We start from the raw sequence: 13,141 nt of genomic DNA, 5'->3' as shown, positions 1-13,141 counted from the left end.
TCAAACTATATAAAACAATGAAAAGAATAATAACTTTTTTGTCTGTATTTGTCTTGGTGCTGATGATGACTTCCAGTTCCAGGAAAACTACTATTTTCGTTATTGGTGATTCTACCGCTGCCGAAAAGCAATGGTACAAAACGAGTCCGGAACGTGGTTGGGGCATGGTGTTGCAAGGTTGCTTCGACGATCAGATTATCGTTGACAACCATGCGGTAAACGGCAGAAGCTCCAAGAGCTTTCTGGATGAGGGAAGATGGCAGAAGATTCTTGATAAGATGCAGCCAGGCGATTATGTCCTGATCCAGTTTGGTCATAATGATGAGAAGCATTTCTCTGATCGTTATACCGAGCCTGGCGGTACCTTTGATGCGCATCTCGCCAAGTATGTAAACGAAACCCGCCAGAAGGGGGGCATCCCTGTGCTTCTGAACAGTGTGGTTCGCCGCTGCTATTATTCTGAGGATTTGAAGAATGATAACGACGAGAAACTACGTGACAAACAATATGATGGCAAAGAACTCATCAACAGTGATACGCTCATAGATACCCACGGAGCTTATGTCGTAGCTCCACGCCATGTAGCCAAGGCATTGAATGTGCCATTCGTGGATGCTACCAAGATTACCCACGACATTGAAACCAAGATGGGTATCGAAGGTAGCAGAAAGCTTCACATGTGGTTTATGCCAGGCGAGAATCCTCAGGTTCCAAAGGGTAAAAAAGATAACACCCATTATAATGTCTATGGTGCGCATGTGGTAGCTAATGCATTGGCTGATGCCTTGGCCGAGCAGGTTCCTGCGCTGAAGAAGCACATTCGTCATTATGATTATGTGGTAAGTGCCGAGGGTAGGGGTAATTTCATGACTTTGCAGCAGGCAGTAGATGCTGTTCCTGCTCATCAGTCAGCTACTATTCTGGTTTTGGGTGGTAAATGGAAGAATCCTTCTCATGTTGCCGGCAAGCAGATCAAGTATGTGCTGCAGTTTGGTGCCAGTATAGAAAAGTAGCTGCAAGTGCTAGGGAAATTACTTTCTACCTTTAAAGGAAAATGTTTCTAGAGTTAGTAGAAAGCTTCGTTCTGTGACGTTGAATCTCCGTTCAATAGTTTTGAATGTCCGTTCAATAGTTCTGAATGTCCGTTCAATAGTTTTGAACGGAACTTTCTTCTAGTCTTAAAAACAATTTTGCCCTATACGGTTGAAAAATCCTCCTATAATAAATTCTATATTATTCTCCGATGGACTGGCAAGAGCCAGCATATGAAAAAGGGGGAGCAAGCAGCCATGATAGACTGATGCCTCCCCCAAACGATATGGAAAGTTTTAAATGTCTTAATTCTTAAAGCTGTGGATAGGAGCAGGAATGCGACCTACACGATTTACGAAATCAGAGCAGCTGAACTGATTAACCGGCATGATTGGAGCATAACCCAACAAACCGCCGAAATCTACAGTATCACCTACCTTCATACCCACAACAGGGATGATGCGGACTGCAGTGGTCTTCTGGTTTACCATACCAATGGCAGCCTCGTCGGCAATGATACCGGAAATAGTGGTAGCTGCAGTATCGCCAGGGATGGCAATCATATCCAGACCTACAGAGCAAACGCAAGTCATTGCCTCCAGCTTCTCGATGGTAAGTGCACCTGCCTCTACGGCATTGATCATACCCTGGTCTTCAGAAACAGGGATGAAGGCACCACTCAAACCACCGACATAAGAAGAAGCCATGATACCGCCCTTCTTAACCTGGTCGTTCAAGAGTGCGAGTGCTGCGGTTGTACCTGGAGCACCAGCACGCTCCAAACCTATCAACTCCAGAATATCAGCTACGCTGTCGCCGATGGCTGGAGTAGGAGCCAATGAAAGGTCGATGATACCGAATGGTACGTTCAGGCGGCGTGATGCCTCCTTAGCAACCAGCTGACCTACACGGGTAATCTTGAAAGCAGTACGCTTGATAGTCTCGCAGAGAACCTCGAAGCTTTCGCCCTTCACCTTCTCTAATGCATATTTAACTACACCAGGACCGCTGACACCAACGCTGACAACAGCGTCTGCCTCAGAAACACCATGGAAGGCACCAGCCATGAATGGGTTATCATCAGGAGCATTGCAGAGAACCACGAGCTTAGCGCAACCCAAAGAACCATTATCCTTGGTAGCCTCGGCTGTATCCTTGATGATTTCGCCCAGCAGGCGTACAGCATCCATATTGATACCGGTCTTGGTAGAACCTACGTTTACAGAGCTGCAGATGAAATCGGTCTGAGCCATAGCCTGAGGGATAGAACGGATGAGAAGCTCATCGCTCTTGCTCATACCCTTGCTTACGATGGCAGAGTATCCACCGAGGAAGTTGACACCCAACTCCTTGGCACACCTGTCGAGAGTCTTGGCAATCTTCACATAGTCATCGGTAGTCTTGCAGGCAGAACCACCTACGAGTGCGATAGGAGTGATAGAGATGCGCTTGTTTACGATAGGCACACCATACTCTTTAGAGATGTCCTCACCGGTCTTCACCAGATCCTTGGCGAGGCGGGTAATCTTATTATAAATGTTCTGACAGAGCTGGTCGAGATCTGAAGTGGCACAATCCAGGAGGTTGATACCCATGGTGATGGTGCGCACGTCGAAGTTCTCCTGCTCAATCATCTTGTTGGTTTCGATAACCTCAGATATATTGATCATATTCCTTCTATTGATTTAAAAAGTGATAAACTTAGATGCGGTGCATCATGTTGAAGATTTCCTCACGCTGGCATTTTACCTGAACACCAATGCTCTTGCCAAGATCAGCGAGTTCATCGGCAACAGTCTCGAAAGATGTATTCATCTTACCCATGTCAACAATCATCATCATGTTGAAGTACTCCTGCACGATGGTCTGAGAGATATCCAAGATATTGACGTCTTTCTCTGCCAAATAGGTACAAACTCTGGCGATGATACCCTTTGTATCCTTGCCCACTACTGTAATAATCGTTCTGTTCATGTAATAAATTATTTTATATGGAAAGTTTAATGCTGCAAATTTACAACAATTTAGGGAGACTACCAAATAAAAAACAGAAAACTTGCAAAATGTCTGTCATTTTGCAAGTTTTCTGATATGTCGTTTACTTGATTCCTCTTTCGTTGAGTGCCTTGGAATATTTTGCAGCATTCTGCAGATGCTCCTGATAGGTGCGGGCAAAATTGTGGGTGCCGCTGAAATCCTCCTTGGCGCACATATAGAGATACTCGTGCTTTACATGATTGAGTACGGCATCAATGCCGGCAACCGATGGTATGCGGATTGGACCAGGAGGAAGACCTGGATTCTTGTAGGTGTTGTATGGGCTCTTGATGTACAGGAGGTTGTTGTAGATACGCTTCAGTTCGAAACGCTTCCAGGCGAACTTGATGGTTGGGTCAGCCTGCAGTGGCATACCTTCCGGATACTCTGCATTGCGCAGCATCAGTCGGTTGTAATACATACCTGCAATCATCGGTTTCTCGCCGTTGTTGGCAGTTTCCTCATCCACGATACTGGCAAGTGTAATCACCTGGTTAGGGGTGAGCTTCATCGTCTTGGCCTTCTCCGTGCGCTCAAAGTTCCAGAACTTGTCGCTCTCTTTCTTCATGCGTTCCAGGAATTTCTCGATGGATACATTCCAGTAGATATCGTAGGTGTTAGGGATAAACATGCAGGCGATGGTGGCGGTATCGTAGCCCATCTTCTCGCAAACAGCCTCATCTGTAAGTGCCTTCTTGATTTCTGTGCTGTCGAGCATCAGTTTCTTGCTCAGCTCCACGGCGAGCTTGTCGATGGTGCGTACGGAAGGTATGGTGAGGTTGACTGGTTCCTGCAAACCGTTCTTCATGTGGCGCCAGACCTTGAGTGCTCCGTCTCCGGGATGGATGGCGTATCTGCCGGTGCGGATGTGCTCGGCATAGCCGGAATGAAGGGTGAGTGTGCGGAATGCCCGCATCGGAATGCTCTTGGCGATAGGCTGCACCTTATTATATACGGAGTCGATGTTGTCATCGGCGTCGATATATACATACTTGGTTTCGCTGCTTTTCGAGAATGATGAGAAGCAGTAGAGATAGCCTGCGATGGCGATGACGGCGATGCAGCCGATGGCGCCATAGAGGTAAAACTTAGAAGTTGTTTTCTTTTTCTTCATTTTCTTTATCTACTTAAAACATTTTCTATTCTTCTTGAAACATTTTCTATTCTTAAAACATTTTGGTGCAAAAGTACAGTAAAAATGCCAAATAGCAAAGCGTAGTCAATTAAAATAGGTTAATTCGCTGATTCTTTATCCGTGGTATGAAGATTTTCATTACCTTTGCATCATAGAAACTGAGGAATATTGACATATTAAAACGATTGATGATATGAGAATGAAATTTACAATATCATACAAGGCAGAGTGGGGGGAGTCCTTGCATGCCGATATCACCTTCTTCGCACGTGACGGAAAGCGGAAGGTGGTAGATCTGGCGATGAACACTTTGGACGGTTATCATTGGATGGCTGAAACCCATACTTTGGAAAACCGTCATCATCCCTTTGTGGCTGTAGCCTATTATTATAAGGTGGTGGATGCCGAGGGAAACGTGGTGCGCAGGGAATCTGTTGCTTCTCCTAGAGCCTATGTGTATGAGGCGAATAGAAACTATATCCTGTCCGACTTCTGGCTGGATGATGAGAACGAGATGCAGGGCGCTTTCATCAACTATACGGCTCCGGTAGTCTGGACAGGTAATGAGGCTGCCAAACTGCCTCTGTTCGAGCAGACCGTGATTTTCAAGGTTTCTGCTCCTCATCTTCACGAGGGTGAGGCTGTGGCACTGCTGGGTAATCATCCTACCTTGGGCGAGTGGAATACCGACCATTATCTCCCGATGATTCATCAGGGCGGAACCAGTTGGGTGCTCTCTGTCAACGTGCAGGCTTTGGAGGCTCCGCTGGAGTATAAATATGTGGTAGTGGATGCCAGGACCCATCAGTTCAAGAGATGGGAGTTTGGTGAGAATCGCACCATGGGAACAGGCTTGGCCTATGGCCATGATGAGGAGGAGAAAGCCAACCGCTATGCGGTTAGCGGTCCGGATGAGATCCGCCTTTATTCCAAGGATGTCTGTATCCTCCATGGTGGTGAGTTCCGTGTGAAGAAGATGCCGCCTCATGCTCAGTTTAATTTCGACACCTATATCTTCGACTTGGATGGTACCTTGCTTTCTACCCTTGGCGATTTGGCTGCGAGCTGCAATTATGCCCTCAAGACGAATGGCTTTCCTGAGCGAACCGTAGATGAAGTGCGCCGCTTTGTTGGAAACGGTATCAAGAAATTGATGGAACGTGCCATTCCGGATGGTTTGGAAAATGAGAAGTTTGAACAGGTGTTTGCCGATTTCCGCAAGCACTATATGATGCATAATCTTGATACCACGCAGCCTTATCCGGGTGTGATGGAAATGTTACAGGAATTGAAGGATAGAGGCAAGAATATTGCCGTGGTGAGCAATAAGTTTTATGCTGCCACCCAAGCCCTCTGCCGCCATTTCTTTGGCGACTTGGTAGATGTGGCTATAGGTGAGCGTGAGGATATTCAGAAAAAGCCAGCCCCAGATACGGTAAATGAGGCTTTGCGCCAGATGAATGCCGATAGGGAAAGTGCTGTCTATATCGGCGACAGTGATGTGGATGTCATGACCGCCAAGAACAGCGGAATGCCTTGCATCAGTGTGCTTTGGGGATTCCGCGATCTCGAATTCCTTATCGCACATGATGCTAGAATATTTGTTACATCCCCACTGCAGATCTGTTAGTTGATTCCGTGTTCTTCTACGAATTTCACTACATCATCCCTGTTGGTGTCAGAGATAGGCACCGCCAGTTTGCCATAGATGACCTTCATGTTCTGGATGTAGTCGAAATTAGTTAGATTGGCAATGAAAGAGCGGTGCACCCTTCTGAACTTCTCGCGTGGGAGTTTCTCTTCCAGGCGTTTCAGGTTGCCCAGGGTCATGATGTTGTGTCCGTCCGCTATGTGGAACTTCACGTAATCTTTCACGCTCTCGATAAAGAGTATGTTCTCGAAAGGAATCCTGGTGTATCTGCTTTCGTTCTTCACCACTACGAAGCCATCGCGCTTGATGGGGTTGTAGGCATCGTTCTGCATATAATGGTCGAATACCTTCTGGCATGTCTGCATGAAGTCTCCGTAAAGGATAGGCTTGACCAGATAGTCGAAGGCGTTCACCTTGTATGCTTCGATGGCATACTCCTTGAATGCGGTGGTGAAGATAATCTTCACGTTCATTGGCACGAGCTTGGCAAACTCGAGCCCGCTGATCTGCTGCATGTGGATGGCAAGAAACAGAATGTCGAGATGGCTGTGGTGGATTCCATCTACAGCTTCGATGGCGTTGTGGTACGCGCCGATAAGTTTGAGGGATGGTGTTTCCTCAACATAATGCTTCAGCAAAGCCAAAGCCTCAGGATCTTCATCTATGATAGCGCAGTTTAATATCATAATCTTATTTTATTTGATTAGTTTGATGGTATTATCATTATATTTGCCTAATAACGGCTGATTTTCCGTTTTATTGTATCCGGAAGATGTTTTTTTTCTGGAAATCTTATTTTTATTCTTTTTCCCTTAAATTTGCTTAATCTATTTGGTAGTTTGCCGAAAAAGCGTTACTTTTGGGGATTGAATCGAATATATCGGTTCGGAATCGGTCAAACTCCGTTCTGGACTCGCAATCATGTGGCCCGGGAATGGCTGTGATACCAGTTCTTTTCGAAATCAAAATGATGATAAACGACATGAATGATAAGAAAAACAATTCTATAAGATATTTTTCTGTAAGCACGTTTTTGCTTACAGGTAAGCAGATGATGCTGGCGATGATGCTGGCATGTTCGCCTCTTGCCATGTCGGCGCAGAAAATCTCGCTCGGTAGCTGCATTACCCGTGATGGCGGCCAGTATAAGGGAGAGATGGTAAGCGGCAAGCCACAGGGTAAGGGATCTACCATATATAAGAATGGTGATACTTACGAGGGTGCCTACGTCAAGGGAAAGCGCAGCGGATATGGCGTATATACTTTCTCGGATGGCGAGAGATACGAAGGACAGTGGCTGCAGGACCAGCAGCACGGCAAGGGCACCTATTACTTCCAGAACAATAATAAGTATGTGGGACTCTGGTTCCGCGATTTCCAGCACGGACATGGCGTGATGTACTATTACAATGGTGATAAGTATGACGGAGACTGGTATAAGGATAAGCGACAGGGAAAGGGTACCTATACTTATTCCAACGGTGCCAAATACAAAGGCCAGTGGATGAACGACATGAAGAATGGCAATGGATTCTTTGACTGGGGAGATGGAACCACCTATGATGGACAGTGGGTAGATAACCAGCGCTCAGGAAAGGGTACCTTTAAATATGCTGACGGTGATACCTATATCGGCGACTGGAAGGATGATATCCAGGACGGTAAGGGTATCTACAAATTTCATAACGGCGATATCTATGAAGGTGATTATTCGCAGGGTGAGCGTACCGGTGAAGGTATTTTCCGCTCAGCCAGCGGTTCGAAATACACCGGACAGTTTGTGGATGGCCAGCGTTCCGGACAGGGTACTTTCGTATGGAAGAATGGCGACATCTATGTTGGCAGCTGGAAAGACGACCTGCAGAACGGCAGGGGAAAGTTGACCAAGAAGAACGGTGACATCTTTGAAGGTGAGTTCAAGAAAGGATATGTGGACGGCAACGTGGTGATACATTACGCCAACGGCAACCGCTTCAAGGGCATCTATCACAATGGTAAGCGCGAGGGTTTCTGTATCGAGGAGAACAAGGACGGCAAGCGCTTCGAGGGCAACTATAAGAAGGATGCACGCGATGGCAGATTCGTAGAGAAAGACCGCAATGGTCAGGTTACTGCCAAGGGTGTATATGAGAACGGAAAGCGATTTGAGGATTAAACTTCCTGCCAGGAATTGAATCATCAATCAATCTGGAGGCAATTAAACACTTATCCGCTTCTATGCTTTCCTAGAATATAAACTTTTTAAAAAAAGAAATCAATCACAAAATTCAATATACTATGGTAATTGATACATTAGACAATTTGGAGAAATATGTTTCTCTTAATCCACTCTTCGCAGAAGTAGTGAAGTTTATCAACGAGAATGATCTCACTAAGTTGGAGACAGGCAAGCATCCTATCCAGGGTGATGATCTCTTTGTGAATATCGCTGTAGCTCACGGCAAGACCGAGGAAGAAGCTACCATCGAGGCACATCGCCAGATGATAGATATTCAGATTCCTTTGAATACAGAGGAAACCTACGGATATTCTCCAGTGAAGGATCTCCCGGAAGTGGAGTACGACGAGGCTAACGATTGTACCGTATATCCTGGTGTGAAGGCTCAGACACTGGTAACCTGCAAGCCAGGTCAGTTTGCCATCTTCTTCCCACAGGACGGTCATCAGCCATGCATCGGCAAGGGTGATATCCATAAGGCTATCTTCAAGGTAAAGGCTTAAAAACCTTAATAAAATAGTAGAACCATCTAAAATCATGATATATGGCAACAGAAAAGAAAACTTCAGCTAAAAATACTACAGCAAAGAAGACAACAGCCAAGAAGGCTACCTGCAAGGCAACCGCCAAGTGCGCTACCAAGAAAACCGTGAAGGCTGCTGCCCCAAAACATATTGGACTCGTGAAGAACGATCCATATCTGGCAGACTTTGAGCCTGCTATCGTAGGAAGACATGAGCATGCGCTCTGGAAACTCAACCAGCTTACCCGTAACGGCAAGATTTCGCTCAGCGATTTCGCCAACGGATACGACTACTTCGGATTGCATAAGACGGAGAAGGGATGGGTGTTCCGCGAGTGGGCGCCAAATGCTACTGATATTTATCTCATCGGAGATTTCAACGGCTGGCAGGAAAGCCCAAAGTATCGTGCCAAGCGTATCAAGGGTACCGGCAACTGGGAGTTGAAACTCTCGGAAAAGGCAATGAAGCACGGTGATCTCTTCAAGATGAAGGTGCACTGGGAAGGTGGAGAAGGCGAGCGTATCCCTGCATGGGCTAATCGTGTGGTTCAGGATGAGCAGACCAAGATTTTCTCTGCGCAGGTATGGAGCCCTGAGCCTTACAAGTGGAAGAAGAAAACCTTCAAGCCTAGCACCACTCCGCTGCTCATCTATGAGTGCCATATCGGAATGGGACAGGATGCTGAGAAGGTGGGTACCTACACCGAGTTTAAGGAGAAGGTGCTGCCACGTATCATTGAGGATGGTTACAACTGCATTCAGATCATGGCTATCCAGGAGCATCCTTATTATGGTTCCTTCGGCTATCACGTAAGTAGCTTCTTTGCTGCCAGCAGCCGTTTCGGAACCCCTGAGGAGCTCAAGGATCTCATCGATACGGCTCATCAGAATGGCATAGCTGTCATCATGGATATCGTTCACTCTCATGCAGTGAAGAATGAGATGGAAGGTCTCGGTAATCTTGCCGGTGATCCTAACCAGTACTTCTATCCTGGCGACAGACATGAGCATCCAGCTTGGGACAGCCTCTGCTTCGACTATGGTAAGGATGAGGTGATGCACTTCCTCCTGAGCAACTGCAAGTACTGGCTCAGCGAATACCACTTCGATGGTTTCCGCTTCGATGGAGTAACCTCCATGCTCTATTATAGCCACGGTCTGGGAGAGGCATTCTGCAATTACGGTGACTACTTCAATGGTCATGAGGATGATAACGCTATCTGCTATCTCACCCTTGCCAACTGTCTGATTCACGAGGTAAACAAGAATGCCATCACCATTGCCGAAGAGGTGAGCGGTATGCCTGGATTAGCTGCCAAGTTTACCGATGGCGGCTATGGCTTCGACTATCGTATGGCGATGAATATTCCAGACTATTGGATCAAGACCATCAAGGAATTGAAGGATGAAGACTGGAAGCCATCCAGCATTTTCTGGGAGATCAAGAACCGCCGTGCCGACGAGAAGACCATCTCTTACTGCGAGAGCCACGACCAGGCATTGGTAGGCGACAAGACCATCATCTTCCGCCTGATAGATGCTGATATGTACTGGCACTTCAAGAAGGGTGATGAAAACGATATGGTTCACCGAGGCATTGCCTTGCACAAGATGATTCGTCTGGCTACAGCTTCTACCATCAATGGTGGCTACCTGAACTTCATGGGTAATGAGTTCGGCCATCCAGAGTGGATTGATTTCCCTCGCGAGGGTAACGGATGGAGCTATAAGTATGCTCGCAGACAGTGGAATCTGGTAGATAACAAGGAACTCTGCTATCACTATCTCGGCGACTTCGACAAGGAGATGCTCAAGACAATTAAGAGTGAAAAGAACTTTAACAAGACACCAGTTGTTGAAATCTGGCACAATGATGGCGATCAGGTACTCGCTTATATGCGAGGCGACCTGCTCTTCGTCTTCAACTTCTCGCCAACCCGCTCGTTTACCGACTATGGATTCCTGGTACCAACCGGTGCTTATAGTGTGGTACTCGATACCGACAACAAGGCGTTTGGTGGCAATGGTCTGAACGATGACGAGATGACCCACCTCACCAGCTATGACCCTGTGTATGTGAACGATCGCAAGGAGTGGTTGAAGCTCTACTTGCCAGCCCGTTCGGCACTGGTGCTCAAGAAAAATTAAACATAGATATATGGATCATAAAAGGAATAGCACGGCGAAGATGCGCTTCGCCTGTGCTATCATTTTTTTAGTTTTTGCTTATACATTCCTGGCTTGTTACCAGGCAGACATTCTAGCCGTGGCGCAGCATGTCTTATCAGAAGGTAAGACGGATTATTTCTATACGCTTGCACCGCTGCTTGTAACCTTTGTATGCTTTCTGCTGCAGTTGGGAGCATATGCGGTGACCCGTGTGAAGCGCCGCTTCCACGGACTTACTTATTTCCCTTCATTCCTTTTGCTGGCCCTGATAGCCGATGTGCCTACCCATGTAGATACTAGCTTGTCGTTGGGTTGGTGGTGGCTTGTCCTGCCTTTCAGTCTGCTGGTCTGGGGAGGCGTGATGTGGGTGGTCAGACAGTTGGAACCTCTTGAGCAGGAGCCACATAGTTTCGGTTGGCTCTCGCATTACTCATGGGTGAACATCTTCCAGCTTGTCCTGATGATGCTGGCAGTTATCTTCATCACCAACAATGATCGCCTCTTTCACGAAAGAATGAAGATGGAACATCTGATGAAAGAAAAACAGTATGAAAAAGCTTTAGAGGTGGGAGAGAAATCCCTTCAGACTGATTCGTCGCTTACGATGCTCCGTATAGCCTGTCTTTACAGAACGGGCGAGCTGGGCAGTCGTCTTTTCTCCTATCCATTGGTAGGTGGCAGCCAGTCGATGTATATCAATGGCACGTCCGTCAAGGCATTGATGTGGCAGGCTCCGGTGTGGATGTATGGCACATCGCCCTGGATGAAGAAACATCGCCTGAAGTATCGCCTCTCGAAGGAGTACGAGCTTTGTGCGCTTCTGTTGGATAAGAAGCTCGATGCATTTGTCAGCAAGCTGGTTAAGTATTATGATTTGACCAAGCTGCCAACTCATTACAAAGAAGCTCTTTTGCTCTATTGTCATCTTCGTACGCATCCTATCGTAGAGTTTCACGACAACGTGATGGATGCCGATTTTGCCGATTATCAGTCGATGGAGCGTAAATATAGCAATCCGGTAGAACGCCAGTCTGTTCTCCGCGATACATACAGCAACACATATTGGTACTATTATGATTATGGAAATAAATAATAGATTGAGACATAAAATATCGGGATATAGTAGTAAATGGGAATATCCGTTTTTCCGCAACCTGGCGAGTGCCATATTGTGGATGCTCCTTCTTGTGCCATCAGCGGGCTTTGCCCAGAAGAAGGAAATACAATTGGCGAAGGATCAGGTGAAGTCGGGCAAGAATCTGCCTCAGGCGCAGGCAAGCATGCAGAAACTTCTGGCTGATTCTGCCAATCAGAACAACAAGAAAATCTGGAGCCTCTACTTTGCTGCCGTACGTAAGCAATACGAGCAGGGTAACGAAAAGCTCTATCTCAAGCAGAAGTATGATACTGCCCAGCTCTTCAATTTCACCCGACAGCTCTTTGAGATTGCGCAGCAGTTTGATTCTGTAGAGATGGTTCCTAATAAAAAGGGAAAGGTGGAAATCGAATTCCGTAAGCAGCATGCTGATTATCTTTCCCATATCCGCACCAATCTCTTTAATGGTGGTCTGTGGTTCCTCGGTAAGAAGAAGTATGCCGATTCCTATAAGTTCTTCGACCGTTATATAGATTGTGCCAACCAGCCGTTGTTCCAGTCGTATGATTACAGCCAGAAGGATAAGCATCTTCCTTTGGCAGCCTATTATGCCGTATATTCCGGCTATAAGATGAAGGATCCCAAGGCAACGCTGCATCATTCTTATGTAGCGCTGAAAGATACCGTGCATTACAACTATATGTTGCAGTATCTTGCCGAAACCTATTATCTGGAGAAGGATACAGCGCGTTATCTGGCATCGCTGAAGGAAGGATTCGAACGGGTGCCTACCTTCCCATATTTCTTCCCACGACTCGTGGAGTTTTATGTAGATACCAATCAGCTGGATTCTGCGATGGCAGTAGTGGACAAGGCTCTCACCATTGTGCCAGACAGTGATACGTATCTTGTTGCCAAGAGCAACATCCTCTTCGAGCAGAGCAAACTCCAGGAGTGCATCAAGGTAAGCGATAAGGCTATCTCCGTGAATGAGGAACTTGCCGATCCATATTATAATGCAGGCATCTGTTACTTCAATATGGCAGTGGAACAGGATAAGAGTTCGCAGACTTCGAGAAAGGTGCGTGAACAGGTGGATGCCAATTACAGGAAGGCACTCCCTTATCTTGTCAAATATAGAAAGCTTCAGCCTGATGAGCAGTCTAAATGGGCTTTTCCGCTCTATACCATCTATCTGAATCTGAATATGGGTAAGGAGTTTGATGAAATAGATAAAATCATGAAGAAAAGGTAATCTCTTTTTCAATAAACAAAAGACA

Annotated in this window: 11 protein-coding genes and 1 pseudogene; 8 read left to right on the top strand and 4 right to left on the bottom strand. The window is 46.5% G+C overall.

Features of this window, described 5'->3' with window-relative positions:
• Positions 1-17: 17 nt before the first annotated feature.
• Positions 18-1,013, top strand: a complete 996-nt coding sequence (locus DW830_RS08360; protein WP_119249551.1) for a rhamnogalacturonan acetylesterase — start codon at positions 18-20, stop codon at positions 1,011-1,013.
• Positions 1,014-1,337: 324 nt separating this feature from the next.
• Here the strand turns inward: DW830_RS08360 and DW830_RS08355 are convergent, their stop codons facing one another.
• The 3 genes from DW830_RS08355 to mltG form a co-directional block, all read right to left on the bottom strand.
• On the bottom strand, positions 1,338-2,702 hold the full coding sequence (locus tag DW830_RS08355; RefSeq protein WP_119249550.1) for a PFL family protein: 1,365 nt from the start codon (positions 2,700-2,702) through the stop codon (positions 1,338-1,340).
• Between the two features lie 31 nt (positions 2,703-2,733).
• Entirely contained in the window at positions 2,734-3,006 is a 273-nt protein-coding gene (locus DW830_RS08350; RefSeq protein ID WP_089543380.1) for an ACT domain-containing protein, read from the bottom strand.
• Between the two features lie 124 nt (positions 3,007-3,130).
• Positions 3,131-4,183, bottom strand: a complete 1,053-nt coding sequence (gene mltG / locus DW830_RS08345) for an endolytic transglycosylase MltG (protein WP_119249549.1) — start codon at positions 4,181-4,183, stop codon at positions 3,131-3,133.
• Between the two features lie 214 nt (positions 4,184-4,397).
• Between mltG and DW830_RS17085 the strand changes: the two are divergent.
• Positions 4,398-5,042, top strand: a pseudogene (locus tag DW830_RS17085) (carbohydrate-binding module family 20 domain-containing protein); the annotation flags it as partial.
• Between the two features lie 138 nt (positions 5,043-5,180).
• A complete protein-coding gene (locus tag DW830_RS16510; RefSeq protein ID WP_233544447.1) occupies positions 5,181-5,834 on the top strand; it encodes an HAD family hydrolase in 654 nt (217 codons plus the stop codon).
• Here DW830_RS16510 and DW830_RS08335 read toward each other — a convergent pair.
• Positions 5,831-6,541 carry a LytR/AlgR family response regulator transcription factor gene (locus DW830_RS08335; RefSeq protein ID WP_119249547.1) on the bottom strand — a complete coding sequence of 237 codons (711 nt, stop codon included), beginning with the start codon at positions 6,539-6,541 and terminating at the stop codon, positions 5,831-5,833. The two genes, DW830_RS16510 and DW830_RS08335, sit on opposite strands and share 4 nt — an antisense overlap.
• A 365-nt stretch (positions 6,542-6,906) precedes the next feature.
• Here DW830_RS08335 and DW830_RS08330 point away from each other — a divergent pair, with 365 nt between their 5' ends.
• The 5 genes from DW830_RS08330 to DW830_RS08310 all read left to right on the top strand — a co-directional run bounded on the left by DW830_RS08330 (position 6,907) and on the right by DW830_RS08310 (position 13,116).
• Positions 6,907-8,010: a phosphatidylinositol-4-phosphate 5-kinase gene (locus DW830_RS08330; protein ID WP_233544446.1), complete on the top strand. Its 1,104-nt coding sequence runs from the start codon at positions 6,907-6,909 to the stop codon at positions 8,008-8,010.
• A 122-nt stretch (positions 8,011-8,132) separates the two neighbouring features.
• Positions 8,133-8,576: a YhcH/YjgK/YiaL family protein gene (locus tag DW830_RS08325; RefSeq protein ID WP_119249546.1), complete on the top strand. Its 444-nt coding sequence runs from the start codon at positions 8,133-8,135 to the stop codon at positions 8,574-8,576.
• 41 nt (positions 8,577-8,617) lie between these two features.
• Positions 8,618-10,744, top strand: coding sequence for an alpha amylase C-terminal domain-containing protein (locus tag DW830_RS08320; protein ID WP_119249545.1), 2,127 nt, complete (start codon positions 8,618-8,620; stop codon positions 10,742-10,744).
• A gap of 10 nt (positions 10,745-10,754) precedes the next feature.
• A complete protein-coding gene (locus DW830_RS08315; protein WP_119249544.1) occupies positions 10,755-11,858 on the top strand; it encodes a DUF6057 family protein in 1,104 nt (367 codons plus the stop codon).
• Positions 11,845-13,116, top strand: a complete 1,272-nt coding sequence (locus DW830_RS08310; RefSeq protein WP_233544443.1) for a tetratricopeptide repeat protein — start codon at positions 11,845-11,847, stop codon at positions 13,114-13,116. The genes DW830_RS08315 and DW830_RS08310 overlap by 14 nt, the downstream gene beginning before the upstream one ends.
• Positions 13,117-13,141 lie beyond the last annotated feature (25 nt).

The sequence above is a fragment of the Prevotella sp. AM34-19LB genome (assembly GCF_003468525.1).
Lineage (GTDB): Bacteria > Bacteroidota > Bacteroidia > Bacteroidales > Bacteroidaceae > Prevotella.
Note: the sequence above shows the minus strand (reverse complement) of the source record. Positions and strands in the feature narration are given on the sequence as shown.